Annotated in this window: 22 protein-coding genes; 8 read left to right on the forward strand and 14 right to left on the reverse strand. The window is 34.1% G+C overall.

What is annotated here, in order from left to right; genetic code table 11:
* Nucleotides 1-66 precede the first annotated feature (66 nt).
* The 10 genes from ACGLWY_RS06600 to ACGLWY_RS06645 form a co-directional block, all read right to left on the reverse strand.
* On the reverse strand, nt 67-882 hold the full coding sequence (locus ACGLWY_RS06600) for a prohibitin family protein (protein ID WP_396618884.1): 816 nt from the start codon (nt 880-882) through the stop codon (nt 67-69).
* A 12-nt stretch (nt 883-894) separates the two neighbouring features.
* The gene (locus ACGLWY_RS06605) at nt 895-2,928 is read right to left on the reverse strand and encodes a VWA domain-containing protein (protein WP_396618885.1); all 2,034 of its coding nucleotides are present in this window, start codon (nt 2,926-2,928) and stop codon (nt 895-897) included.
* A gap of 228 nt (nt 2,929-3,156) precedes the next feature.
* On the reverse strand, nt 3,157-3,903 hold the full coding sequence (fabG, locus tag ACGLWY_RS06610; protein WP_396618886.1) for a 3-oxoacyl-[acyl-carrier-protein] reductase: 747 nt from the start codon (nt 3,901-3,903) through the stop codon (nt 3,157-3,159).
* 207 nt (nt 3,904-4,110) lie between these two features.
* Nucleotides 4,111-4,983 carry a succinate--CoA ligase subunit alpha gene (sucD, locus tag ACGLWY_RS06615; protein ID WP_396618887.1) on the reverse strand — a complete coding sequence of 291 codons (873 nt, stop codon included), beginning with the start codon at nt 4,981-4,983 and terminating at the stop codon, nt 4,111-4,113.
* Between the two features lie 72 nt (nt 4,984-5,055).
* On the reverse strand, nt 5,056-5,994 hold the full coding sequence (locus tag ACGLWY_RS06620; protein WP_396618888.1) for a UDP-3-O-(3-hydroxymyristoyl)glucosamine N-acyltransferase: 939 nt from the start codon (nt 5,992-5,994) through the stop codon (nt 5,056-5,058).
* A 66-nt stretch (nt 5,995-6,060) separates the two neighbouring features.
* Entirely contained in the window at nt 6,061-6,627 is a 567-nt protein-coding gene (efp, locus tag ACGLWY_RS06625) for an elongation factor P (RefSeq protein ID WP_396618889.1), read from the reverse strand.
* A gap of 117 nt (nt 6,628-6,744) precedes the next feature.
* Nucleotides 6,745-7,530 carry an acyl-ACP--UDP-N-acetylglucosamine O-acyltransferase gene (gene lpxA, locus ACGLWY_RS06630; protein WP_396618890.1) on the reverse strand — a complete coding sequence of 262 codons (786 nt, stop codon included), beginning with the start codon at nt 7,528-7,530 and terminating at the stop codon, nt 6,745-6,747.
* A 40-nt stretch (nt 7,531-7,570) separates the two neighbouring features.
* A complete protein-coding gene (locus ACGLWY_RS06635; RefSeq protein WP_396618891.1) occupies nt 7,571-8,977 on the reverse strand; it encodes a bifunctional UDP-3-O-[3-hydroxymyristoyl] N-acetylglucosamine deacetylase/3-hydroxyacyl-ACP dehydratase in 1,407 nt (468 codons plus the stop codon).
* Entirely contained in the window at nt 8,968-9,990 is a 1,023-nt protein-coding gene (gene lpxD / locus ACGLWY_RS06640; protein WP_396618892.1) for a UDP-3-O-(3-hydroxymyristoyl)glucosamine N-acyltransferase, read from the reverse strand. Before lpxD ends, ACGLWY_RS06635 begins: the two co-directional genes overlap by 10 nt.
* Before the next feature lie 300 nt (nt 9,991-10,290).
* Entirely contained in the window at nt 10,291-11,517 is a 1,227-nt protein-coding gene (locus ACGLWY_RS06645; RefSeq protein ID WP_396618893.1) for an HD domain-containing protein, read from the reverse strand.
* 114 nt (nt 11,518-11,631) lie between these two features.
* Between ACGLWY_RS06645 and ACGLWY_RS06650 the strand changes: the two genes are divergently transcribed.
* The 3 genes from ACGLWY_RS06650 to ACGLWY_RS06660 all read left to right on the forward strand — a co-directional run bounded on the left by ACGLWY_RS06650 (nt 11,632) and on the right by ACGLWY_RS06660 (nt 14,510).
* Nucleotides 11,632-13,185, forward strand: a complete 1,554-nt coding sequence (locus ACGLWY_RS06650) for a PglZ domain-containing protein (protein WP_396618894.1) — start codon at nt 11,632-11,634, stop codon at nt 13,183-13,185.
* An 85-nt stretch (nt 13,186-13,270) separates the two neighbouring features.
* The gene (gene tsaE / locus ACGLWY_RS06655; RefSeq protein ID WP_396618895.1) at nt 13,271-13,684 is read left to right on the forward strand and encodes a tRNA (adenosine(37)-N6)-threonylcarbamoyltransferase complex ATPase subunit type 1 TsaE; all 414 of its coding nucleotides are present in this window, start codon (nt 13,271-13,273) and stop codon (nt 13,682-13,684) included.
* A gap of 280 nt (nt 13,685-13,964) precedes the next feature.
* Nucleotides 13,965-14,510, forward strand: coding sequence for a hypothetical protein (locus tag ACGLWY_RS06660; protein ID WP_396618896.1), 546 nt, complete (start codon nt 13,965-13,967; stop codon nt 14,508-14,510).
* Here ACGLWY_RS06660 and ACGLWY_RS06665 read toward each other — a convergent pair.
* A complete protein-coding gene (locus ACGLWY_RS06665) occupies nt 14,507-16,939 on the reverse strand; it encodes a TonB-dependent receptor domain-containing protein (RefSeq protein ID WP_396618897.1) in 2,433 nt (810 codons plus the stop codon). The genes ACGLWY_RS06660 and ACGLWY_RS06665 overlap by 4 nt on opposite strands.
* 401 nt (nt 16,940-17,340) lie before the next feature.
* Between ACGLWY_RS06665 and ACGLWY_RS06670 the strand changes: the two genes are divergently transcribed.
* The 4 genes from ACGLWY_RS06670 to ACGLWY_RS06685 all read left to right on the forward strand — a co-directional run bounded on the left by ACGLWY_RS06670 (nt 17,341) and on the right by ACGLWY_RS06685 (nt 21,045).
* The gene (locus tag ACGLWY_RS06670; RefSeq protein WP_396618898.1) at nt 17,341-18,540 is read left to right on the forward strand and encodes an alanine dehydrogenase; all 1,200 of its coding nucleotides are present in this window, start codon (nt 17,341-17,343) and stop codon (nt 18,538-18,540) included.
* Between the two features lie 247 nt (nt 18,541-18,787).
* On the forward strand, nt 18,788-19,162 hold the full coding sequence (locus tag ACGLWY_RS06675) for a hypothetical protein (RefSeq protein WP_396618899.1): 375 nt from the start codon (nt 18,788-18,790) through the stop codon (nt 19,160-19,162).
* A complete protein-coding gene (locus ACGLWY_RS06680; RefSeq protein ID WP_396618900.1) occupies nt 19,162-19,758 on the forward strand; it encodes a sugar transferase in 597 nt (198 codons plus the stop codon). The genes ACGLWY_RS06675 and ACGLWY_RS06680 overlap by 1 nt, the downstream gene beginning before the upstream one ends.
* 216 nt (nt 19,759-19,974) lie before the next feature.
* On the forward strand, nt 19,975-21,045 hold the full coding sequence (locus tag ACGLWY_RS06685) for a polysaccharide biosynthesis protein (protein WP_396618901.1): 1,071 nt from the start codon (nt 19,975-19,977) through the stop codon (nt 21,043-21,045).
* Nucleotides 21,046-21,213: 168 nt separating this feature from the next.
* On the opposite strand, the gene ACGLWY_RS06690 is transcribed toward ACGLWY_RS06685, so the two are convergent.
* The gene (locus ACGLWY_RS06690) at nt 21,214-22,392 is read right to left on the reverse strand and encodes a proline dehydrogenase family protein (RefSeq protein WP_396618902.1); all 1,179 of its coding nucleotides are present in this window, start codon (nt 22,390-22,392) and stop codon (nt 21,214-21,216) included.
* A 95-nt stretch (nt 22,393-22,487) separates the two neighbouring features.
* Between ACGLWY_RS06690 and aroB the strand changes: the two genes are divergently transcribed.
* A complete protein-coding gene (gene aroB, locus ACGLWY_RS06695) occupies nt 22,488-23,555 on the forward strand; it encodes a 3-dehydroquinate synthase (RefSeq protein ID WP_396618903.1) in 1,068 nt (355 codons plus the stop codon).
* Between the two features lie 931 nt (nt 23,556-24,486).
* On the opposite strand, the gene ACGLWY_RS06700 is transcribed toward aroB, so the two are convergent.
* Entirely contained in the window at nt 24,487-24,957 is a 471-nt protein-coding gene (locus tag ACGLWY_RS06700) for a hypothetical protein (RefSeq protein WP_396618904.1), read from the reverse strand.
* A 560-nt stretch (nt 24,958-25,517) separates the two neighbouring features.
* Nucleotides 25,518-25,823, reverse strand: a complete 306-nt coding sequence (locus ACGLWY_RS06705; RefSeq protein ID WP_396618905.1) for a hypothetical protein — start codon at nt 25,821-25,823, stop codon at nt 25,518-25,520.
* Nucleotides 25,824-25,842 lie beyond the last annotated feature (19 nt).

Below are 25,842 nucleotides of genomic sequence, written 5' to 3' on the forward strand. Positions count from 1 at the left end.
TAGCGAATATTAATTATTTAATATTCAAAATATTCCAAAAAAAGTTGAATTATTTTGTTCAATTCTCTATTGGTTTCCTAAAATAATAGGTAAACCACTGTCACCAGAACCAATAACAATGACTTTGCTATTTGGCGATTCTGCTAATTTTATAGTGGCGTCTATACCTTTGTCTTGTAAAATTTTATCGGTTAACGAGGCACTTAAAATTCTGTTTGATTCTGCTTTACCTTCGGCCTCTATAATTACTTTTTCAGCTTCTTTAGCTGCGGTAACCAATCTAAACTCGTACTCTAAGGATTCTTGTTCTTGTTTTAATTTGCGCTCAATAGCGTCTTTAATTGTTTCAGGCAAAGTAACATCGCGCACTAAAAATTCATTGAGTTGTATATATTGCTTTTCTAGTATTTTTTTAGTTTCAACAAATATTTCATCTTGAATCGCATCACGTTTGCTAGAATATAATTGTTCGGGTGTATAGCGGCCAACAACACTACGAGCAGCACTTCTAATTGCTGGCTGGATAACACGTTGTAAATAATTTTCTCCTAAAGATTGATGAAGATTTCCTAGGTCATTATAAACAGGTTCATACCATGCAGACCCATCTATTTGAATTTCTAGCCCATTAGAAGATAGTACTTTCATTTTTTCAAAAAGTTCTTGCTGACGCACTTCATAAATAATAACTTTATTCCAAGGTGCTACAATATGAAACCCTTCTCCTAAAGGAGGTTCATCGGTTACGACACCATTATCAAACGTTTTATAAAGTACGCCTGCTTCTCCAGAACCTATAGTTACTGCAGATTTAGTTAGTAATACAATTAAAATGATTGCTCCAATAATTATAGGCAATGCGATTTTTGGTAATTTTTCCATTTTTATTTTTATTTAAATTAATCCGTTATATTTTCTTAAAAACCACTCTAGAGACAAACTTAAAGCGATTATGATGAGTAGATATTTCCAATCTATCAAAGGTAAGCTATTTTTATTGTTTTTTTGGATACTAACAAACCTCGTATCGTTTAAAAGGGTTTCTGCTAGGTTTTCCGCAGTGTTTACAAAAAAACTTTTGCCTTGACTGTTAGTAGCTAATTGTTGGAGTTTTGTTACATCGGCATTTAAAAATTGTTGCTCAACGTTGTATTCTAAAATTTTAAAGCTTCCCGACTTAGAGATGTTTTCTTTTGAAGCCTTTATTGTAAATTCATAATCGGATGCAGGCAAACTACTTAAATCTACTTGATAATTGGTATTGTTTAAAATAAGCGGAAAGGTTTTGGTTTCATTAGTAGCCACATTCTTCACAGTAATATGAAGTGTTTCACGCGTATCGAACACATAGTTTTTATCGAAAAACTCAGCTTTAATAATAACATTTGTATTGCCATTATAAAAGGATTCGTATGCAACATTCAATCTGTTTTTTTGTTTATTCGAAGCCGTATATTGAATAAGCTTCCCTACAAAATCATCAAAAGAATTAAACGATTTACTGTTTAGGTAACTTTGTGCACGCCATTGCCATATATTTTCACCAAACAAAACCGCTTCTCGCCTACCATTTGTTTCAAAAGTAGCAAGCAATGGCTCTTTTTTTGAAATGCCATGAATGGTTTTATTTAAAATAGTCTCAAAAGAAAGTGAAAATGATACAGCACCGTAATGCGTGTTTAGCGGAGGAAATGATTCAAAATCAATATCTTCAATAATAAATGGTGTGTAGTTTTTGTTTAATTCGGCTTGATAAGTTTCTGTTTGTTGTGTTATTTCGTGAGTAAACGTTTTATTGATTTTGTTTAGAAAATTTAAATCGGTTTTAGTGCCAATTACCGTGAATCTGTTTTTATTTTCTGAATTTAAAACTTCATATAGTTTGTTAAACTTATTATTTGGTTGGTATAAAATAACTAATTGAAAATCATTTATTTGATTTAAAACACTATTTGAATTTAAAAACGAAACCGAACGTTGTTCATTACTTTCAATACTCTTTTTTAAAGCGCCCAAATCGGGATGAATAAAATCGCTCACCAATGCAATTTTAGTCTTTTGGTCTATAACCTCAATGGCGAAATTTTTTAAATTATTGGTGGTGTTTTTTTCGTTTTTCAAAGGTTCCAACAACGCTTTGTATGCATGTACACCAACACTATTTGCTGGAAGTTTGAAGTTAATAACCTTAGAGTTATTCTGTTTTGTAAAGTTTACAATTTCAGAATATACTACGGAATTTCCACTTGTAACAATAAATTTAGAATTGATGGCAGTATCTCCATTATATACCAAAATAGTTTCGACTGGAAACTGATTTTTTAAATAGGCATACTTGTTTACGTTTAATTGCTGAATCTTTAAATCGGTATATCTAACTGTATCGCCTAAAATAACGGGATATATGTGTTGTTTGTAATTACTATAAGCAAATTCATAGCTGTTTCCGTAGGTTTGGTTGCCATCGGTAATTAAAATGGTTGGTGAAATTGTTTGCTTATAAATTTGGGACAGTTGGTTGAATGCAGCATCTATATTGGTTTGCTTTTCGTCGAATTCAATAACATTTGAAGCTCTTAACTTTTCACCAAACGTATAGGTTTCAATATGAAATTTATCGGTTAATCTTTTATCGGTTATCAATTTTTCAACTAAACTGTTGACATTCGCATCTTGTTTTAAATACTTTATGGAACTTGAATTATCGACAGCAATAACCAAATTAGGTTTTATGGTAGAAAGCGTTATTTGCTCGAACTTAGGATTGATAAGTAACAATAACACAGAGAAAATCGTAAGAAATCTTAAAAACAAAAAAAGCATGTTCCGTCTAGACATGCTTTTTTTATTGAATTTATACTGAAATCCTGCTATAAGCAAAGCAATAATTCCAGAAAATATGATGTATAATAGAGTTTCTGTTTGCATTTACGATTGACGATTTTTGTTTAGTACATGACAAAAATTGCAGAGTGTTACATTGAGCGCAGTCGAAATGCTATTAAAAACACTATTTCCAATGTCTTCGACTTTAGTTTATCTTGAGCGAAGCCGAAAGGCTCAGACTGACATCTGAATATATTTGATTTTTGTCAAGTACTAGAGATTTCTTGAATTACGATTTTAAATTCTAAAATCGTAATTCGTAAATCTTAATTAAGTTAACATGCCTCCGTCAACATGAAGCGTTTGTCCTGTAACATAGGCACTCATGTCACTTGCTAAAAACACACAAACATTGGCAACATCTTCCGGTGTACCACCGCGTTTTAATGGGATTCCTGCACGCCATCCTTTCACGATTTCCTCATCAAGTTTTGCTGTCATTTCGGTTTCAATAAAACCTGGAGCAACCACATTGCTTCTTATGTTTCTAGATCCTAATTCTAAGGCTACTGATTTTGAAAACCCGATAATGCCCGCTTTAGACGCTGCATAATTGGTTTGTCCTGCATTTCCTTTCACACCAACAACCGAACTCATGTTAATAATAGAGCCTTTACGCTGTTTTAGCATGGTTTTTTGTACTGCTTTGGTCATATTGAAAACCGATTTTAAGTTGACTTCAATAACAGTATCAAAATCTTCTTCGGTAATACGCATTAATAAGTTGTCTTTTGTAATACCAGCGTTGTTGACCAATACATCAATACTACCAAATTCAGCCACCACATCATCTGCTAATTTTTGAGCTTCATCAAAGCTAGCAGCATTGCTTTTATAGCCTTTAGCTTTTACACCTTGTGCTATTAATTCTTTTTCAAGTTCGTTAGCAGCCTCAACAGAACTACTATATGTAAACGCAATATTAGCGCCTTGGGCAGCAAATACTTGTGCAATACCCCTACCAATACCTCTACTGGCCCCTGTGATGATGGCTGTTTTTCCTTCTAATAATTTCATCTATAACTTATTTAATTTTTTAATAAACACTTATACAACATGTTATATAAATAGTTGGTTATTTCTTAAATTCAAATATAACAAATACATCTTGAACTCATCTTGACTTTTTCTGTTTCCTAAAAAATAAAAAGTCAAATGAGTTTATTGCAACAAATAAAAAACCTCACAAATTATTGCGAGGTTTTTTAAATATTTTAAAATATTTTAAGCTAAAACTTCAGCTGCTTTTTTACCTATTTCAGCAGGAGAATCTACAACGTGAATACCACAAGCTCTCATAATTTTCTTTTTTGCTTGTGCCGTATCGTCGCTTCCACCAACAATAGCACCGGCGTGCCCCATGGTACGTCCTGCAGGAGCTGTTTCACCAGCAATAAACCCTACAATTGGTTTTTTACTACCGCTCGCTTTGTACCAGTTTGCAGCATCTGCTTCTAACTGACCTCCTATTTCACCTATCATAACAACCACTTCTGTTTCTGGGTCGTTAATTAACAGCTCTACAGCTTCTTTAGTCGTCGTTCCGATTATTGGATCACCACCAATACCAATGGCCGTTGTAATCCCTAAACCTTGTTTTACAACTTGGTCTGCCGCTTCATAAGTTAACGTTCCAGATTTAGAAACGATACCTACTTTGCCTTTTTTGAAAACAAACCCCGGCATAATACCAACTTTGGCTTCACCTGGCGTGATAACTCCTGGACAGTTTGGCCCAATTAAGCGACACTCTTTATTTTTTATATAATTTGAAGCTGTTATCATGTCGGCAACTGGAATCCCTTCAGTAATAGTAATGATCACTTTAATACCTGCATCAGCAGCTTCCATAATAGCATCGGCAGCAAAAGCTGGTGGTACAAATATAATGCTTGTATCTGCCCCAACTTGTTCTACGGCATCTTTTACCGTATCAAACACAGGCTTATCTAAATGTGTTTGACCACCTTTTCCCGGTGTAACGCCGCCTACAACATTAGTTCCGTATTCAATCATTTGACTTGCATGAAACGTTCCTTCACTACCTGTAAAACCTTGAACTATTATTTTTGAATTTTTGTTTACTAAAACACTCATTTTTATTTTTTATTTTGAATAAAGCTGCGCAAAAATACTTTTTTTGCTTATACTTTTAGCAGCATTTTATATTTATTTTTTAGATTTTATAAACTGTAATATGTCGGGTATTTGTTTGATGTTTGCCATCTCTTTCATTTCTGCTCTAGCCTCTTGCGCTGGTGTTCCCCAATACGTTTTATTCCCCTCTAATGATTTACTTATACCCGTTTGCGCATGAACTACCGCTTTTTTGCCAATGGTTACACCACTTGTGCAGCCTACTTGCCCCCAAATAGTTACCTCGTCTTCTATTACAACACAACCAGCAATACCAACTTGTGACGCGATTAAACACTTTTTACCTATAACGGTATCGTGTCCGATTTGTATTTGATTGTCTAACTTAGAGCCTTCTTTTATGGTCGTGTCGCCTGTAACGCCTCTATCAATAGTACAATTAGCACCAATGTCCACATGGTCTTCAATGACTACACGTCCACAGGATTTTAATCGATCAAAACCTTCTGGTCTTTTTTTGTAATAAAAAGCATTGGCCCCTAAAACGGTTCCTGAATGGATGGTCACATGATTGCCAATAACAACATCATCGTAAATACTCACGTTGGAATGTATGGTGCACCCCTCTCCAATGACCACATGATGTCCAATAAAGCAATTAGGTTGTATGACTGAATTAGCCCCAATAATAGCAGAATCGGAAATATTGCTCGTAGCAATATTGAACGGTTTAAAATGATCGGTAAGTTTATTGAAATCCCTAAAAGGATCATCGCTAATTAATAACGCTTTGCCATCAGGACAATCAACTTCTTTATTAATTAAGACAATGGTAGCTGCAGAATTCAACGCTTTATCGTAATACTTGGGATGATCTACAAATACAATGTCACCTGGTTCTACAACATGGATTTCGTTCATTCCCAATACAGGGAAGTTATCGCTACCAACAAAACTGCAATCAATTAATTGAGCAATCTGTTTTAAAGTATATGAGTTTGGAAACTTCATTTGTTCGATTAGTCGTCTAGCCGTTGAGTTGTTTAAACAAATAAACGAATCAACAAATAAACTTCATTACTCTTTTACGCGTTCTTTGTAAGTTCCTTTTTCAGTTTCCACCTTAATTTTATCACCTTCGTTAATAAATAAAGGCACGTTAACAATAGCACCTGTTTCAACCGTTGCAGGTTTTGTAGCATTGGTAGCTGTATTACCTTTAATACCAGGTTCGGTAGCTGTCACTTCCAAAATAACACTTGCGGGCATTTCTACAGAAAGTGGCATATTGTCTTCTGCATTTATTATTACGGTAACTATCTCACCTTCTTTCATTAATCCCGGACTATCTAAAGCAGATTCTCGAAGTTGGATTTGTGTGTAATCCTCCGTATTCATAAAATGATAATATTCACCATCATTATATAAAAATTGAAACTTGTGGGTTTCAACACGTACATCCTCTAATTTATGTCCTGCAGAAAAGGTATTGTCCAACACTTTTCCATTGGTAACACTTTTCATTTTTGTTCTCACAAACGCAGGGCCCTTACCTGGTTTTACATGTAAAAACTCTATGATTTTATAGATGTCGTTATTATACCTAATACATAATCCGTTTCTAATATCACTTGTATTTGCCATTATATTGTTTGTTATTAATGTATGTTGTAAAGCCGTTTGTTGTTAAGTTGTTTAATTAAGTGGTAAGTTGATGAGTTGAAAACGGCTGAACAACTCTACGACAAACAACTTAACTTTTTAATTTGATTTAAAATATCCTTTCATAATACCACGTTGCGAGTCTTTTATAAATTGAAGGATTTCATCACGCTCTGGGGTTGCTTCCATTTCAGCCTCCATTATTTCGGTTGCTTGTGTATTGTTATAATTTTTTTGGTATAGAATTCTATATATATTCTGAATTTCCCTAATCTTTTCAGTTGAATAGCCACGTCGCCTTAACCCGACAGAATTTATACCAACATACGATAAAGGCTCTCTAGCAGCTTTAACAAAAGGCGGTACATCTTTACGAACCAAAGACCCACCAGTTACAAAGGCGTGATTTCCTATAGATACAAATTGGTGAACAGCTGTCATACCAGCTAAAACAACATAATCACCGATGGTTATATGTCCTGCAAGTGTGCTGTTATTAGAAAAAATACAGTTGTTGCCTACGATACAATCGTGTGCAATATGGCAATACGCCATAATCAAACAATTGTTGCCTATGACTGTTTTCATTCTATCTGCCGTACCTCTGTTAATAGTAACGCATTCTCTAATAGTTACATTATCTCCTATTTCTACAGTCGTTTCTTCGTCGTTATATTTTAAGTCTTGCGGAATAGCAGAAATGACTGAACCTGGGAAAATACTGCAATTTTTACCTATGCGAGCACCTTCCATAATGGTAACATTGCTACCTATCCATGTCCCTTCACCTATAGTCACGTTGCTGTATATAGTTGTGAAAGGCTCTATTACAACATTTTTTGCAATTTTAGCACCAGGATGCACGTAAGCGAGTGGTTGATTCATTTATTGGTTTTTATTTTTAATAAATAAAAAATAGATTTAATTATTTTACTTTAGATATTTGGGCCATGAGCTCTGCTTCAGCACAAAGCTTACCATTCGCGTATGCATAACCCTGCATATGGCAAATACCACGACGAATAGGTGTTATTAACGAACATTTAAAAATTAAAGTATCGCCCGGTACTACTTTTTGTTTGAACTTAACATTGTCCATTTTCATGAAAAACGTCAGATAATTTTCTGGATCTGGAACGGTATTTAAAACTAAAATACCGCCTGTTTGTGCCATAGCTTCTACAATTAAAACACCTGGCATTACAGGAGCCCCAGGAAAATGACCAGCGAAAAAGGATTCGTTCATGGTCACATTTTTTTGAGCGATGACATAATTATCCGTAAGTTCAAAAACCTTATCAATTAATAAAAAAGGTTGGCGGTGTGGCAACATAGCCATAATTTGATTGACATCCATTAAAGGCGTTTGGTTCAAATCGATATTTGGCACATTATTACGACGGTCGTTTTTTATAAGTTTTGAAAGTTTTTTGGCAAATTGTGTGTTTACAAAATGCCCAGGTTTATTGGCTATCACTTTACCCCGTATTCTGGTGCCTATAAGTGCTAGATCTCCTAAAACATCCAAAAGCTTATGTCTTGCCGCTTCGTTTGGTTGATGCAACGTAAGATTGTCTAATATACCATTTGGTTTTACGGCAATGGTGTCTTTTTTAAAGGCTACTTTAAGCTTTTCCATGATTTCGGTTGACAACGGTTTATCAACATAAACGATGGCATTATTTAAATCTCCTCCTTTAATCAATCCATTTTCAAGAAGCATTTCAATTTCGTGCAAAAAGCTAAAGGTACGTGCATTGGAAATTTCATCTTTAAAATCTGAAAGCTGGTTTAGGGTTGCGTTTTGGGTACCCAAAACTTTTGTGCCAAAATCTACCATAGTAGTAATTTGGTATTCTTTTGAAGGCATTACTAATATTTCGCTGCCTGATTCTTCATCAGTATATGAAACAATATCAGTTATTACGTATTCTTCCCTAAAAGCATCAAGTTCTATAACTTCGGCATTTTCTATAGCTTCAACAAAAAATTTGGACGACCCATCCATTATTGGAGGTTCGGAAGCATTAAGCTCTACAATAGCATTATCAATATCTAAACCAACCAAAGCCGCCAATACATGCTCAGAAGTTTGTATGATGACCCCATTTTTTTCTAAGCACGTACCACGTTGTGTATTTGTAACATAATTGGCATCTGCTTCAATAAGAGGCATCCCTTCTAAATCAACACGTTTAAAAGCTAATCCTGTGTTGGCTTCCGCAGGTTTAAAGGTTAATGTTACATTTTTTCCTGTATGTAAACCAACACCTGTTAAAGAAACTTCTTTCTTTATGGTTTTTTGTTTTATTTCAGTAGTTACTATTCCCATTTATTTTTCTCTAAATCATTAATATTTCTAACAATCTTAGGTAAGTTCTTAAAGTGAACGTACGATTTATTATAGTCAGCTAATGCAAGTGCTGGAGAGCCTTGAAGCACTTCGTTATCTTTTACGTTTCTCGCAATGCCAGATTGCGCTTGGATTTTCACATTATTACCAATAATGACATGCCCAGCGATACCCACTTGACCCCCAATTTGGCAGTTACTACCAATTTTAGTGGAGCCAGCAATACCGGATTGTGCTGCAATTACGGTGTTTTTGCCAACTTCAACATTGTGTGCAATTTGAATATGATTATCTAATTTGGCACCTTCGCGAATAATCGTTGAACCAATAGTAGCTCTATCAATAGTTGTTACAGCACCTATATCCACATAATCTTCAATAACTACATTTCCTGTTTGTGGGATTTTGTTGTAGCCTCCATTTTCATTTGGTGCAAAGCCAAAACCATCTGATCCAATAATAACACCGGAATTTATAACACAAGTATGACCTATAATGGTTTCTGAGTAAATTTTTGCTCCAGAAAAAATGATGGTGTTATCGCCAATAACCACATTTTCTCCAATATATGTATTTGGAAATATCTTAACATGATTCCCTATTTTAACATGATCACTTATATATGAAAATGCCCCAATATAAACAGCGTCGCCATAATTGGCAGACTCTGAAATATAGGAAGGTTGTTCAATGCCCACTTTACTAAGCTTTATAGAATTGTAATACTCAAGAATCTTAGAAAAGGCTAAATACGCATCATCAACTTTTATTAGGGTTGTATTCAGGACGCTTTCAGGAACAAAGGTTTTGTTTACTATAGTAATTGAAGCCTTGGTATTATATATATGGGGGGTGTATTTCGGGTTTGCCAAAAACGTTAAAGAACCCTCAAAACCTTCTTCAATTTTAGAAAGTTTTGATACTTCAGCATTTGGATTTCCAACAACATCACCATCTAAAATCCCTGCTATTTGTTGTGCTGTAAATTTCACACTTTAAAGTTTATTGTATTATTAGAGACTGTCTAAGTTTTATCCTTTGGTTCTTTTATGCATCTTCTTCCGCCATATTTCAGCTATTTTTCGGTCCGTAACGATAGCTATGAACCACAAAATACCTTCGCCTGACGAAAAAATACATTATAAAACATTTCAAAAACAAAATTTAGACAGGCTCTTAGTTTTGTTTGGCAAAAATAGGAAAAATGTACTAAACTTTTTCAATTGGCCTTCTTATTGTTAACGACTGAATTACAATTGCTTAAAATACAAATTAAATAATTGTTAATAAATTCAATTAGCTATTACCTCTTTTGGGTAGCATATATAGTACTTCGTTACGGGTTTTGACAAAGCCTTTAAATTAAGCTGATCGGACGCTTTAACAATATCTTCAACCTTACCTGATTTATGCAATATATTGATGCCTTTATGGTTATTTTGATATGCCTGATTTGAAATGCTGCCCGTAAACACAAAATATGTGGCTTCATCTTCTGTAATACCATATTTTGAAACCAACTTATCCAGATGCTTTTGTAACTCTTTTTCTTTTACAGGTTTCTTTTTTAACTTAATGGTCAGCAAATTTCTATTGATTATCATTTCACATAAGTGACTCAACACAAAATCGGAATCAAATTGCCAATGTTTCATGGCAGAAATAATATCAAAGTCATCCAATTGGGAAAAAATAGCGAGCGTATTTTTATTAAAATCATCCATGGAAATTTTGTTTTCCAAAAAATATAATAAGGGTTTGCTTGCTTCCAATCTATGGTGATTATTGTGTAGCTCTTTAGCGCGTTGTAACACGCGAATCAATAATTGCTCGGCAGCCAATCCTGTTTTATGTAAATATACCTGCCAATACATAAAACGTCTGGCTATAAGGAATTTCTCTACACTGTAAATACCTTTCTCTTCCACCACCAATTCATCATTCACTACATGAAGCATCGTTATGAGGCGTTCGCTATTCACATTGCCTTCTGCAACACCTGTATAAAAACTATCACGTTTTAAATAATCGGCCCTATCCATGTCAAACTGCCCAGAAATAAGTTGACACATAAACTTTCTGGGGTATTCACCTTTAAAAATTTTAATGGCAAGCGTTAAACTTCCGTTAAATTCTTCATTTAAACGTTCCATAAAAAGCAGGGAAATTTGCTCATGGGATACGGTTTCAACAATGCTATGTTCCATGGCGTGGGAGAAAGGTCCGTGGCCAATATCGTGCAATAAAATAGCGGCATACAAACCCGTTTCTTCTTCGTTGGAAATTGCAACTCCCTTAAAACGAAGCACATTAACGGTTCTTTGCATTAAATACACACAGCCAATGGCATGATGAAACCGGGTATGATGTGCCCCTGGATATACTAAGTAAGACATCCCCATTTGCGTAATTCTTCTTAGACGCTGAAAATATTTATGTTGTATTAAATCGAAAATAAGGGAATTTGGAATCGTAATAAATCCGTAAATTGGGTCGTTTAATATTTTAAGTTTGTTCAAACTTTAAAAGTTAAGGTTTAATAGACACAAATATAACTATATACCTTATATATTAAAACATATAGAAGACTATACTAAGAACAAATTGAAATTAATACTTATTAAAACATATAAATGAATACAATAAAAATACTTTGGGTAGATGATGAAATTGATTTATTGAAACCACATATATTATTCTTGCAACAACGCAACTATGCCGTTACGACCTGTAAAAGTGGTACGGAGGCTATTGAAACCCTTGAAAGCGAAAATTTTGATATTGTTTTTTTAGATGAAAATATGCCGGGGCTTACAGGTCTTGAAACTTTAAACGAAATAAAGGAGAAACAAGACAACCTGCCTGTTGTAATGATCACAAAAAGTGAGGAAGAGTATATTATGGAAGAAGCTATTGGCAATAAAATAGCCGATTACCTTATTAAACCCGTAAATCCAAACCAGATTCTTTTAAGCATCAAGAAGAATTTAGACCACTCAAGACTTGTTTCAGAGAAAACAACATCGAACTACCAACAAGAGTTTAGAAAAATAGCGATGGATTTAACCATGGTTAATTCTTATGAAGAATGGGTAAGTCTTTACCAAAGATTGATTTATTGGGAACTCCAACTTGAAAATATTGAAGATGCAGGCATGTTTGAGATTTTGGAATCCCAAAAAAATGAAGCAAACATTCATTTTGGTAAGTATATTGAGAAAAACTATGCGAAATGGTTTCAGCAAAATACCGAAGCGCCCATTATGTCACATACTCTTTTTAAAGAAAAAGTGGTGCCAGAGCTAAGTAAAGACCAGCCTACTCTATTGGTAGTGGTTGATAATTTAAGATACGACCAGTGGAAAGTTTTTGAACCCATCATAAACAACCATTACAAAAAGGAAAAAGAAGAAGCCTTTTTTAGCATTTTACCAACGGCAACGCAATATGCTAGAAATGCTATTTTCTCAGGATTAATGCCTAGTGAGATGGAAAAACTTTTTCCTCAATATTGGAAAAATGATACCGATGAAGGGGGGAAAAATTTACATGAAGAAGATTTTCTAAAAACACAAACAAAGCGCCTAGGATTAAATCATTTAACTTATGAGTTTCATAAAATAACCAATTTAAAATCAGGGAAAAAATTGGTTGAAAACTTTAAAACCTTAAAAAATAACGATTTAACCGTTATCGTCTATAACTTTGTAGATATGCTTTCACACTCGAAAACCGAAATGGAAGTCGTAAAGGAATTAGCATCTAACGATAAAGCATACCGTTCGTTAACGCTAAGTTGGTTTAAAAACTCGCCTTTATTAGAAATGATTCAACAAGCGCAACAGTTAGGTTTTAAGTTGATATTGACTACAGACCATGGCACTATCAACGTAAAAAACCCTTCAAAAGTTATTGGAGATAGGGATACCAGTTTAAACCTGCGTTACAAAACCGGTCGGAGTCTAACCTACGAAAGTAAAGACGTTTTGGTTTTTAAAGACCCAAAAGACGTTCATTTACCTTCTATAAACATGAGCAGCTCTTATATTTTTGCAAAAAGCGACCTGTTTTTTGCCTATCCTAACAACTATAATCACTATGTAAGTTACTTTAGAAACACCTATCAACACGGTGGTGTTTCCTTGGAAGAAATGATCATTCCATTTGCTGTATTCAACCCAAGATAATCCATGTAATACCAAAAACACCGATAAAATACACTTTTTATTAGTTTTTATTGGTTTTTATTTGTAATATTGCTAACAAAATTATGTGAAGTTGGAAATAGATTATCAACTAATTGATTTAGATACTGTTGTAAAACAGCTATTAAAAAAATTAAAAACCAAAACCATCTTGTTATATGGTGATATGGGTGTTGGAAAAACGACTTTAATTAAAAATATAGTAAAAGAATTAGGTAGTCATGATGATGTTAGTAGTCCAACATTTTCTATTGTTAATGAATATGAATTAAAAAATGATAAGATTTTTCATTTTGATTTGTATCGAATTAAAAATTTAGAAGAAGCCTATAATTTTGGTATTGAAGATTATTTAGATTCCGATCATTGGATTTTAATAGAATGGCCAGATGTGGTAAAACCTATTTTAAACAATGATTTTGACATGATATATTTAGAGTTAAGCTCTGAAAATAGTAGAAAATTAACCGTAAAGAATTAACTAAAAAACCAAGCAGAAAGCCATAAACAATCCAGTTAAAAAACAAAAAACATATTGAATGTTATGCTATTACGGGAAACCCACAGCACAAAATTCAAAAAAACCTGTTTTTAACATTTTTTTAACATTTTAACACATGCTTCAGATTAGTCTTTATTTAAATTTGGGTAATTAATTAATTAAATCCCTTATAAAATGAAAACTAAAAAGTATTTAATCGCCATGGCGATTTTCGGAGGCATGTTGTTTACTGTTTATACAGCTAACGCGTACAACTTAGATGGAGCAACAACAGCAAAAATCGAGAAAAACAGAATCAAAGTCGAAGGAGGGGGGCAATAAAGGTAATCTTGTTTTAGGAAGTATTACTGCTACTTTAATAGCAATTACACCTTACTTGTACAGTTTGTACGAAAGTGTTCCAGATATTAAAGTTTGGGACACTTTTTTTGGCACATATACTAGTGTATACTATGAAAGTCTGTTAGTTTTGGCTTGGACTTTAACGGGCAAAATTATTCCATTGTTTTTAATCTTTATTTGGTTTTTTACTTGTAGGCATTGGTGGTATCACTCTATACTTGTTCCTATTGCGATGTATATATACCAAATAATAATTGTTTTAAATGACGATTTAGCATTCGCAGACGATAATCAAATATTTTATTTAATTCCCGTCATGGCAATTGTTATTCCTTCTATATATTTAATTAGAGCTCAAATTTTCAATAAAATTAATGATGCAGACAAATCTTTAGAGGAATTAGAAGATGAGTTCAAAATATCGCCAAAAAACTTCTGGCAAAAAATTAAACAGTATTTTTAATAGTTTTTGGCATTTAATCGGTCGCGCTCTTCTAAATCAATTTGTTTTTGATTGTCTTTGAGATGGGAGTTTCCAAATTTATAATTAAATCCTAAAGTAAATAATCGGTTTTCCAATCTCGACATTAAAAAAATATCTTGGTTTGAATATTTGGTTGTTGTATTAAAATTTTGATTATTAAATACATCAATATAGCCAATGCTTATGGAAGCTTTGTTGGTCCATAATGTTTTTCTTAGGTTTAAATCAAGTCCATGTCTGCTACTAACATTTTTTGGACCATCCACAATTGGTGATATATATAAATAAGCCATATCTAAGGTTAAACTTTTATCTTTTAATAATGTAAAGTAATTCACCAAATTGCCATATAAAGACCATTTGTCTATTTTTGTCAGTTCGTTACCACTTTCTAATGCGAAAAACTGATTTTCATAATAAAAAATAGAAGCTAATACAGATATATTCCATCTATTAGCCAATCTTGTATAAGTTGTAAAGTCCAACCCATATGAAATACTTGTATTAATATTTGTATTGACATATTTTAAAATATTTTCATCGTTATCTTGAAATGTTATTTCTAAAGTGGGATCATTTTCATACCTGTAATAAAGCTCAAAAGTATAATCTTTGTTAAACGTATAACCCAAAGTAAAAACGTCGTCTATTTGAGGCTTCAAATTGGGGTCTCCGGTTAAATAGCTATTATCATTAAAAAAATATTTAAAAGGATTTAACTCACTATATCTTGGGCGGTAAATCCGTTTGTTGTAATTAAAATAAATATTATTATGCTCATTTAATCTATGCAATAGATAGAATGACGGAAAAAGCTTTACATAATCTTTATGGTTTATGATCTTGGTAGATACGGAATTTCCTGTAATATCTGTGTATTCAATACGAACGCCCGATTTTAAACTCCAATTTCCCCAATCTTTTGAGTAACTGCTGTAAGCCGCATAATTAACTTCTTCATACAGGAAGGTATCGGAATTCTGCAAATCCACTACTTTTTCACCATTTTCAAAAATATATTGGGTTAAGATACTTTCAGAATCTATATTGGAAATCTTGGCGCCAGCTTCAAATTGAGCTGAGTTATTAATGGGTAGCTCATAATCTAATTGTCCTGTATATAATTTTATTTTTTGACTGGAAAATGTTTGAAAGTTATTGTTTCTAAACGCCACAGGGTCATTTGGTAAAAAATAACCTGTTTTCACATCCTGAAAACTCGAAAAATCATAATTGGTGTGGTGCATACTAACTACTAGTTTTTCACCCTCTTTCTTGAATTTATGAACATAATCTACCGTAAAAGCCAAATTGATAGTTTCGTCCACCAATCTGTTTATGGTGTTAAAAGTGGAGTCTAAAACATGGCTTGCATTATAAACTTCTGTCAAAGAATTTACAAATGTCTTTGTATGTTCTCTTGGAGCCAGCAATAGCATTGTTGAGAACCCTAAGCTATTGTTATCATTAAATTCATAATCAATAGTAGTATTTATATTGTGATTGGATGTTTCCCGCGTTCTTTTAAAATCGGTTTCCCAACGGGATGTGTTTTGGTCGTTTTCTATAAAGTTAATAAACTCACTATTATGTCTATAATCCTTTCGTGGGCTATTACTATAATTTATATAGGTATTTAGTTTTTCTGTTTTAAAAAAATGACTGGTGCCAAAGGCGTATTTGGGATATTCGCTACCCTGTTTGTAATTCCCAAAAACACTACCATTATAACCTGCTATAATATTTTTACTGGTTATTATATTCAGTACCGCCCCTCCTTCAGCCTCATACTTTGCAGGTGGGTTTGTAATGACTTCAATAGATTTTATATTATTGGCTGATGTGCCTTCTAAAAGTTGTTGTACTTCATTGGGTGATAGATGCACTTTTCTGTCGTTTATGTATATGACTGGTGTAGATTGTTTTATAGTAATAGTCCCATCATGCACTAAGACACCTGGGGTATGCTTTAAAACATCCAATACGTTATTATTGGAAAGTGTTGAATTCTCGACGTTAAAAACCAATCGATCTACCATCCGTTTAACGGTTGGTCTTTTGGCGACCACCGTAACACCATCCAGCGTCTGGATTTTTTCCTTAAGAATGATAACACCTAAATCCAGGGTTTTATCAATATTGAACGTGCTTTTACTTTCCTCAAAACCTAAATAACTTATTACTATAGTGTAATTATTAAGCTTTAAATTTTTAAATTGAAAAACACCCTCTTCATTGGTTGTTGTACCTTCAATAAAAGTGACATTATCTGCGCTATATAAAACAACATTCGAAAACGGAACAGGTAAATTGCTTTCATCTACAACACGACCTGTTAAAATAAAACCTTGAGTAAAGACTAATAAAGGCGAGAGATATAGGAAACAGGTGAATAAACTTTTAGGCATATATTTGTATCTGTTTGCAAAGGTATAAATTTATACTAATCAACAGTAAATCCCGTTAGTTTTTAAGCTTTTTCGTTTAAATACAACAATTTAATCTAAATAATTCCCCGAAAGGCTCTGCCTCGGGGTGTCCAATTCACCTCTCCTTTGGAGGAGAGGTCAGAACTGCCTTTTCGGGCAGTTCTGGGTGAGGTAAAATACAAAATTTCGGTTTTTGACCCTGAGGTCAAAATGAAACAGGCGAAATACCTCTATGCTCTGCCGAGGATAGTCTGTTTCAAGAAATTTTTTATTTAAATACATAAATAATCGTCTTATAAAGTCTAAAATAATTATTTTTGAATTGTGTCAATGCAATAAAAAATTTATTTGTAATTTGATTATTTTTAAACTAAATAACCATGGCAAAACAATTGTCTCCTTTTACGAAACAACAACTCTTACCACAAGAAGAAACCCTTGAGATATTTAAACGTAAGGGAGAATTATTTATAGGAATTCCAAAAGAAACGGCTTTTCAGGAAAAACGTGTTTGTTTAACCCCAGATGCTGTTTATGCCATTGTTAATAATGGGCATAGAGTGTTATTGGAATCTGGTGCTGGCGATGGGGCTAACTTTAGCGATAAGGACTATAGTGAGGCTGGTGCCGAAATCACCAACGACACCGCAAAGGTTTTTGCTTGTCCTATGATACTTAAAGTAGAACCGCCAAGTCTAGAGCAAATAAAACTTATCAATCCGCAAACCATTTTAATTTCTGCACTTCAGATTAAAACCCAATCAAAAAACTATTTTGAAGCTTTAGCTTCTAAACGTATTACAGCTATGGCGTTTGAGTTTATTAGAGATTCAGATGGCACCTATCCTGCTGTAAAATCTTTAAGCGAAATTGCTGGTACGGCATCGGTGCTCATTGCCGCCGAATTATTATCAGACACCAAAGGAGGCAATGGCTTAATGTTTGGAAACATTAGTGGCGTACCACCATTGGAAGTGGTTATTTTAGGCGCAGGAACCGTTGGTGAGTTTGCATCAAGAAGCGCTATTGGTTTGGGTGCCAATGTAAAAATATTCGATAATTCCATTACCAAATTAAGACGGATTCAAACCCATCTTGGAAGACCGCTCTTTACTTCCACCACGCAACCAAAAAACTTAACTAAAGCTTTAAAACGCTGCGATGTGGTTATAGGTGCCGTAAGAGGAAATAACAGATCGCCTATTGTCGTTTCTGAAGCCATGGTGCAATCTATGAAAAAAGGAGCTATTATAATCGATGTGAGTATCGATACCGGTGGCTGTTTTGAAACCAGTGAGGTAACAACCCATAAACAGCCAACCTTTGAAAAACATGGTGTGATTCATTATTGTGTGCCAAACATTCCTGCCAGATATTCGCGTACAGCCTCAGTATCAATCAGTAATATTTTTACACCTTACCTATTAAAGATTGCTGAAGACGGTGGTTTGGAAAATTCCCTTCGATTTGATAGAGGTTTAAAAAATGGGTTGTATTTTTACCACGGAATTTTAACTAGTAAATCTGTTGGTGAATGGTTTGGTTTAAATTACAGCGATATTAATTTGATTATTTTTTAAACAAATCATCCCAAAGACTTCTATTATTTTTCAGTACATAACAAAATCAAAATATATTCAAATGTCAGCCTGAGCCTTTCGGCTGTGCCAAGATAAACTAAAGTCGGATACATTGGAAAGATTGTTTTTATTTTGTCATGAACTTAAATTATTTTAAATGAAGCATCCATGCTAAGAACACCTTTCAAACACAGGATCATGATTATGGGTGTACCATCTGACCATTAAAAAAAGTAACATAAGATAGATGAAATTAATTCAGCGTATTGGCTATTATCTAGGAGGTTTTTCACTAGGTTTAATCATATTAGCATTCTTTTTAAACGGTAAAAAAACATCGTGTAGCTACGGACCCGATGCACGCGTATTAAAAAATATTCGGTTAAAAAAAATTGAGTATTTGGACAATACGCAATCTCAATTGTATAACAATAACTTAGATTCTGTTGCAGTGAATTATGTGTTAAGAAAAGGAAACATTAACTTTTCCGAAAGCAATGCTAGACAGAAACCCTGTGGTATTTATATAGTGGAAGGTGATTATAAAGAAAAGGACATAATATTAACCGTTGAAAACTGCGATAGCATTGCCACCATAACAAATTTAAGAATAGCCAATTAATGATAGCTAAACGTTGTTTTGATGTGATATGCGCTATTATTGGTTTAATGATACTGGCTCCTTTTTTATTACTCATTTCCATACTTATTAAATTAGATTCCAAAGGTCCTATTCTATTTATACAAGGACGCGTTGGAAAAAACAATACAGACTTTAATATTTATAAGTTTCGAACCATGCGTATGCAATCGGAAACCAAAGGATTGCTGACTTTAGGAAACCGCGATTCCAGAATCACCAAAATAGGCTATGTGTTGCGCCGCTATAAAATTGACGAATTCCCACAGCTCATAAATATTCTAAAAGGAGACATGAGTTTTGTAGGACCCCGACCAGAACTTCGCTATTATGTGAATTTTTACAATGAAGACGATATGGAAATTTTTGCGGTTCGTCCAGGTATAACGGGACTTGCCTCATTAAAATACAGAAACGAGGTAGAACTTTTAAAAGCTGCCGAAAACCCTGAAGAGTTCTTTATAAATACCATCATTCCAGATAAATTAAAATTCAATAAAGAGTATATCAAAAAAAGAAACTTCTTCTTCGATTTAAAACTCATCTTCATAACCATCATCAAAGTGGTGGCAAAATAGCCATTAGTCATTAGACAATAGACAATAGTAAATAGCCAATAACAACCCCAATGTCAGTCTGAGCCTGTCGAAGACCTAAGCATACGACAGCTAATTGTTAATGGAGAACAACAAATCCACGAATCAACAAATTTCCACTTGTATAAACGCTTTATTATTCCTACTTTAGAACAGTGCTTTAGTCCGTGCAGCAACACGTAACCCAATGCAAAACACATGACCCAAGATACCTATAACCATATAAAACAGTTAATAGAGGATTCCGGGATCATTCATTCAAACGGAAGCTCTAAGAAAGTATTTCAAAGTTTTGATTTTTCTGAAGAAACCATTTTAATTACTGGAGCTGCGGGATCAATTGGTAGCGGACTTGCTGAACATATTTTAGCATGTGATTACAAAAAACTGATTCTTATTGATATTGCAGAATCTGCACTTTATAACTTAATCAAAGCATTTGAAAATGAAGATTTAACAAAGATTGAGTGTTTGCCTTTAAGCATAAATGATGTTGAGTCCGTTGAATTTCTTTTCGAAACCTATAAGCCTACACTCATTTTTCATGCAGCTGCTTATAAGCATGTACCTTTAATGGAAGCGCATCCGTATGAAGCTGTTAAAACAAATCTTTTTGCTACTAAGTTACTGGCAGATTTAGCTATTAAATATCATGCTAAAAAATTCATCTTTATATCTACCGATAAAGCCGTAAACCCAATCAGTGTCATGGGGATTACCAAATACATTGCGGAGAATTATATCATGCAGCATGCTCAAAAAAGCGACACACAATTTATAATTACACGCTTTGGAAATATTATTGGGTCTAACGGATCGGTGCTACCGGTTTTTAAAAAACAAATAGATCATGGTTTGCCCTTGACAATAACCAGTAAAACCATAGCCCGCTATTTTATAGACAAACATAAAGCCTGCCATCTAATTTTAAAAATAGCCACTTTTAATAAATCCGAAGGCAGTGTGTTTACTTTTAATATGGGCAAACCTATCAAATTAATTGATTTGGCCAATTGCTTTATTGACCTATACGCAAGTAAGCATGAAAAAATAGCCATTAAAATAACAGGATTACGCCCTGGCGAAAAGCATACCGAAGACCTGATTTCTAAAAATGAAACCTTAGTAGCTACTGACCATAAAGACATTTTATTGGTAAAACAGAATAAAGAAATCCCATTTAAAAACACCAATTGGGATAGCTTACTAAATATAACCCCTTACCTATCCCCACAAGAAATAAAGCAATTGCTATTAAGCTATATATAATTGAGGACTGTTCGAGGAGCACACAGCGTATCGGTAATCAAAAATCCAAGGCTAAAGGTTCATTATAGATTAAAAAACTAAAGAACAACTTAACAACCAATCTAAAAATCCAAAAATCTAAGCAGTCTAAAAAGTCCAACTACCAACTCCCCTTTCACGCTTCGCGCTTCACGAAATCCCACGTCGCTTCTTCTCTTTAGCTAAAAGTGCTAATTCCCTACCTGTTTGCCCAGCTACTGATGTGTTTTCCTCCGCACGACGTATTAAATAGGGCATCACGTTTTTTACGGGACCAAACGGCACATACTTAGCCACATTATATCCTTTATCTGCCAGATTAAAGCTGATGTGATCGCTCATACCATACAGCTGTCCAAACCAAACCCTAGGGTCATTATTCTTAATGCCCTTTTCAGCCATCAAATCCATAAGCAAATAGGAACTGACCTCATTATGCGTTCCTGCGAATAAAGACATATAGTTTAAATGATCCAACATATAGTTTAAACCAGCATTAAAATTCTCGTCTGTAGCAGCTTTGCTTTTGCAAATTGGAGATTCATAACCCATTTCTTCAGCCCGCTCGTTTTCTTTTTCCATGTAGGCGCCACGTACTAATTTATATCCAAGATAATAATGACCTTTCTTCGCTTTTTCATGCTCACTCCTTAAAAATGCCAACCTATCGTGCCTGTACATTTGTAAAGTGTTAAAAACAATCGGCTTTTCTGTATTGTACTTTTCCATCATTTGGGTTACCAATGCATCGGCTGCATCTTGTATCCAACTTTCTTCTGCATCAATTAATACGGCGACATTGTTGGCTTTTGCTTTTTTGCAAACCACATCAAACCGCGCTACCACCTTATGCCATTCCTCCTGTTCTTTGTCTGTTAAGGGAGCTCCTTTACTTATTTTTTCATATAAATAAAAGCGGCCAAAACCCGATGGCTTAAAAACCGCTATGGGAATGGCTTTAATTTCTTTACAGAACTCAATAATTTTAAGGGTAACATCCCGGGCATAATCAAACTCCTTTTCACTTTCTTTTGCTTCAACCGAAAAGTCCAATACAGAGCTCACGCCTTTTTCATACATTTTATTGATAACTGGCAAGCAATCTTCTTCATTGACGCCCCCGCAAAAATGATCAAATACCGTCGAACGAAGCAATCCCTCAATAGGTAAATGCACTTTTAAGGCAAAATTTGTAACTGCTGTACCTATTCGAACCAAAGGCTCTATTGAAATCATTTTGAACAAAAAATAGGCGCGTTCTAATTCAGAATCACTTTTTAAAGCAAAAGCAATTTCGGTATTATCAAAAATAGGGGGACTTTTTTGCATTATATTCAAAATTTGCTGCAAATATAATCAACCACAAGTTATTATTTTATATAAAATCTCCTTAATTTCGTGGTTTCAAAAAAAATAACTATTTCATGGATTCTATAGCAACAAACAAGTGTACTATTCATTTTAATAATATTTGTTATTCGGCTCTAAACAAACACCTTAACACTCGTAATTTTTCTAAAATTTTTATTTTAGTAGACGAAAACACACATCAATTTTGTTTACCCTATTTTTTAGAAAAGCTAGAAACTAAGGTTACCATAGAAATTATTGAAATAGAATCTGGCGAAATAAACAAAACCATTGATACCTGTGTTGGCGTTTGGAACTCACTTTCAGAACTGGATGCCGACCGAAAAAGCTTGCTAATAAACATTGGCGGTGGTGTTATCACCGATTTAGGTGGTTTTGTTGCCTGCACTTTTAAACGTGGCATTGCTTACATTAATGTACCCACGACCCTATTGTCTATGGTTGATGCTTCTGTTGGGGGAAAAACCGGAGTTGATTTAGGGCATTTAAAAAACCAGATTGGCGTTATAAGCAATCCCGATTTAGTCCTTATAGATACCCATTTTTTAAGTACGTTACCACAAAACCAAATGCGTTCTGGCCTAGCAGAAATGCTAAAACACGGACTAATTAGTGATGAAAACTATTGGAATAAATTTCAAGACCTGGCGAAGCTATCATTAGCCGATTTAGATGAATTGATTTATGAATCCGTAATGATTAAAAAGAATGTTGTTGAAATCGACCCTTTTGAAAACAACCTACGGAAAACTTTAAATTTTGGACACACGCTTGGTCATGCCATTGAATCTTACTTTTTAAGCAATCCTAACAAAACCACTTTGCTACATGGAGAAGCCATTATCGTGGGAATGATTTTAGCAGCCTACATTTCTACCGAATTAGCAGGATTCCCAAAACAAGTGGCGCACAATATTAAAAGCCTATTTGTTGACTATTATGGAAAAGTAGCTATCGATGATTCAGAATATGCTACCATCATTGAATTGCTTAAATACGACAAAAAAAACAACCACGGGAATATCAACTTTGTGTTATTGGAAAACATTGGAAAACCAAGAATAGACTGTTTGGTAGATGACAATATTATAATAGATGCCTTTGAGTTTTATGCCTCTTAACCAAAGTCGCCAAATGTCTTTTTGGTTTAGTACAAGACAAAAACCCAAATTTATCCCGATGTCAATCTGAGCTTGTCAAAGCATTTTTTTACCCCCTTTTGGCTCTGGTTTATAAATCTGTATGTGCGATAAAAATATACGTGAAGTCTGGTGTCACCAATAAGCCCAATAAAAGGAGTTAGTGATGATGCATTGGTCTTAGAGGTATTATACTTTTTTTAACTGTATTTTCATCAATACTCACTGGAGTAAGGTTGATACCTGCAGAAGGAAAATGCCATGTTTGCAGTCATTACTAGGACTAGGCATACTACTTTTTTCATGAGATTTGTATTAGTTGTTGGTTACCCCTCTAGGGCAAACGCACACTTTTTTTTCCATGAATTTGCTTCGCCTGTTCGCTGTCGCTCGGGTCACGAATTAACACAAATCTGTATCTGCCAGCAGGTGAATTTTAAAGATTTTCAAAAATAAACGACACTAATTTTTCGTTTTTAGCGAATTTGTATAATATTAAAAGATCTCAATTAGTGTAGATTGGTGTAATTAGTCAGGGCAAACCCATGCTTTTATTTGAGAAATAAAATAATTTATTGAAACGAACTATCCTCGAGGCAGAGCCATAGAGGTATTTCGCTCGTTTCATTTTGACCTTAGGGTCAAAAATCGAAATTATGTTATTTAGATTCCCGTTTTATTCATTATTTAATATTTTTATAATAATGAATTCATGAATCTTACGATTTCACGGGAATGACAATTTCAACGGAAACCCCCGACGCAGAGCGTCGAGGAATTCTTTTCGATTAATCAGCCACGAATACACAAATAAAACTTAGTGTTATGTGATAATAATATTTGTTTTACCAAAAAATAGAAAAATTTGTGAATTCGTGGCTTTCCTTTCTATTAAAGTATGAGTCTGCCCTGGTTACCCTTCACGTTCCTTTAATAATTTTTTAATCTTCTTAGAAGGTTTTATCTGGTTGTCGGCAACAGCACAATAATCTACCAACAGTTTTTCTGCGTGGTTATAGATGTCCCCATTAGGCAATGCCTCGCCAGTATGTTCTAGCACTACTTTAGACAGGGCTGCCATATAAAGTCCAAATAACTCATCACTTCCTTTGGTTAACTCCGTTGCGCTTGCTCCAATAGCGAACGTATAATCTGGTGTGCCCATCATCCAGTTTAAAATGTATTTTATGGCGCTTAATCGGTCTAATTCAGCGGCATTAGCAGGATGGCTAAACAAATAATTGGCACATAAGAGCACCTGGCTTTCGCCGGTTTTATAGCTTTCCGGGGTTTTAAATTCATAACTAGCTAATTCACTAAAGTTTTGTGCCAAAGAGCAAGCCAGAACCATACTGGCAACAAGAGTAAGGATGATGTTTTTCATGGTTAGTTGGTTTCGATGTTTGAATACATTAAAAGACTTCTAGGAGTCCCAGTATCAAATATCGAAATAAAAAGTGAGAGTTTATTATAACAAACCCATATTTTGTAAAAAAAGTGACTGTTTTTTGATTTGTATTTTCTTAAAAAGAGGTGGTGCTTTGCTCCTATTTTTGGATTGGAGTTTTGTGGGAGCCCCTATATAGCGGTTATATTTTTATGTAAAACACAACCCTGTTATTCTTTCGTTGAAACTAGTAACATTCTAATATCTTATTGGTTTATGAGTTGACAAACCTTGAACCTGAAAATTAAAGTTATGAGTACAAAAAAACAGAACCCAGCCCCATATCACCTTTCACACCAAATCGCAAATCAAAAATCGTTAATCGTAAATCAATTAACAGTTCCCCTGTCAGACTGAGCTTGTCGAAGTCCTGTGGTGTGTTGTTTATAAGCTCATGAGTTTATTCATTCATTGGTTTATGAACCAAACCACAAACCTTGAACCCAGAACCCAAGTATAGCACAACAATATAGTTTTTATAATACTCTAAATATTATCTAATTGGCAGATTTTAGAAATTCTTCAATTTTGTTAATATCATGTTCGGTTAAATTTGCCCGTACCCTCATGTGTAAACTTATCGTACTCCAATCCGTATCATTATAATCTGCGGGCGATGGCGCCAAATGGCATCTATTACAGGCTTCTCCCCATAATTGAGCACCAGATTTTTCAATATTAAATTCCTCTCCAACAGTTGTTGCACTCGTATATTTATGCTTTGTTGAAGAACAACCTATTATGAATCCTCCCGCTATAAATAACATTAAGCCAGTTATGATTATTTTATGTATTGCTTTCATGATTTTTGTTTTTTATATG

Origin of the sequence: Mariniflexile sp. HMF6888, assembly GCF_044335535.1 — a bacterium.
Lineage (GTDB): Bacteria > Bacteroidota > Bacteroidia > Flavobacteriales > Flavobacteriaceae > Mariniflexile.

Excerpts from the sequence above, each read along its gene's own strand:
- ACGLWY_RS06600 (WP_396618884.1), bottom strand. The coding sequence starts at position 882 with ATGGAAAAATTACCAAAAATCGCATTGCCTATAATTATTGGAGCAATC.
- ACGLWY_RS06605 (WP_396618885.1), bottom strand. The coding sequence starts at position 2,928 with ATGCAAACAGAAACTCTATTATACATCATATTTTCTGGAATTATTGCT.
- fabG (WP_396618886.1), bottom strand. The coding sequence starts at position 3,903 with ATGAAATTATTAGAAGGAAAAACAGCCATCATCACAGGGGCCAGTAGA.
- sucD (WP_396618887.1), bottom strand. The coding sequence starts at position 4,983 with ATGAGTGTTTTAGTAAACAAAAATTCAAAAATAATAGTTCAAGGTTTT.
- ACGLWY_RS06620 (WP_396618888.1), bottom strand. The coding sequence starts at position 5,994 with ATGAAGTTTCCAAACTCATATACTTTAAAACAGATTGCTCAATTAATT.
- efp (WP_396618889.1), bottom strand. The coding sequence starts at position 6,627 with ATGGCAAATACAAGTGATATTAGAAACGGATTATGTATTAGGTATAAT.
- lpxA (WP_396618890.1), bottom strand. The coding sequence starts at position 7,530 with ATGAATCAACCACTCGCTTACGTGCATCCTGGTGCTAAAATTGCAAAA.
- ACGLWY_RS06635 (WP_396618891.1), bottom strand. The coding sequence starts at position 8,977 with ATGGGAATAGTAACTACTGAAATAAAACAAAAAACCATAAAGAAAGAA.
- ACGLWY_RS06650 (WP_396618894.1), top strand. The coding sequence starts at position 11,632 with ATGAATACAATAAAAATACTTTGGGTAGATGATGAAATTGATTTATTG.
- ACGLWY_RS06660 (WP_396618896.1), top strand. The coding sequence starts at position 13,965 with ATGGAGCAACAACAGCAAAAATCGAGAAAAACAGAATCAAAGTCGAAG.
- ACGLWY_RS06665 (WP_396618897.1), bottom strand. The coding sequence starts at position 16,939 with ATGCCTAAAAGTTTATTCACCTGTTTCCTATATCTCTCGCCTTTATTA.
- ACGLWY_RS06670 (WP_396618898.1), top strand. The coding sequence starts at position 17,341 with ATGGCAAAACAATTGTCTCCTTTTACGAAACAACAACTCTTACCACAA.
- ACGLWY_RS06675 (WP_396618899.1), top strand. The coding sequence starts at position 18,788 with ATGAAATTAATTCAGCGTATTGGCTATTATCTAGGAGGTTTTTCACTA.
- ACGLWY_RS06680 (WP_396618900.1), top strand. The coding sequence starts at position 19,162 with ATGATAGCTAAACGTTGTTTTGATGTGATATGCGCTATTATTGGTTTA.
- ACGLWY_RS06685 (WP_396618901.1), top strand. The coding sequence starts at position 19,975 with ATGACCCAAGATACCTATAACCATATAAAACAGTTAATAGAGGATTCC.
- ACGLWY_RS06690 (WP_396618902.1), bottom strand. The coding sequence starts at position 22,392 with ATGCAAAAAAGTCCCCCTATTTTTGATAATACCGAAATTGCTTTTGCT.
- aroB (WP_396618903.1), top strand. The coding sequence starts at position 22,488 with ATGGATTCTATAGCAACAAACAAGTGTACTATTCATTTTAATAATATT.
- ACGLWY_RS06700 (WP_396618904.1), bottom strand. The coding sequence starts at position 24,957 with ATGAAAAACATCATCCTTACTCTTGTTGCCAGTATGGTTCTGGCTTGC.
- ACGLWY_RS06705 (WP_396618905.1), bottom strand. The coding sequence starts at position 25,823 with ATGAAAGCAATACATAAAATAATCATAACTGGCTTAATGTTATTTATA.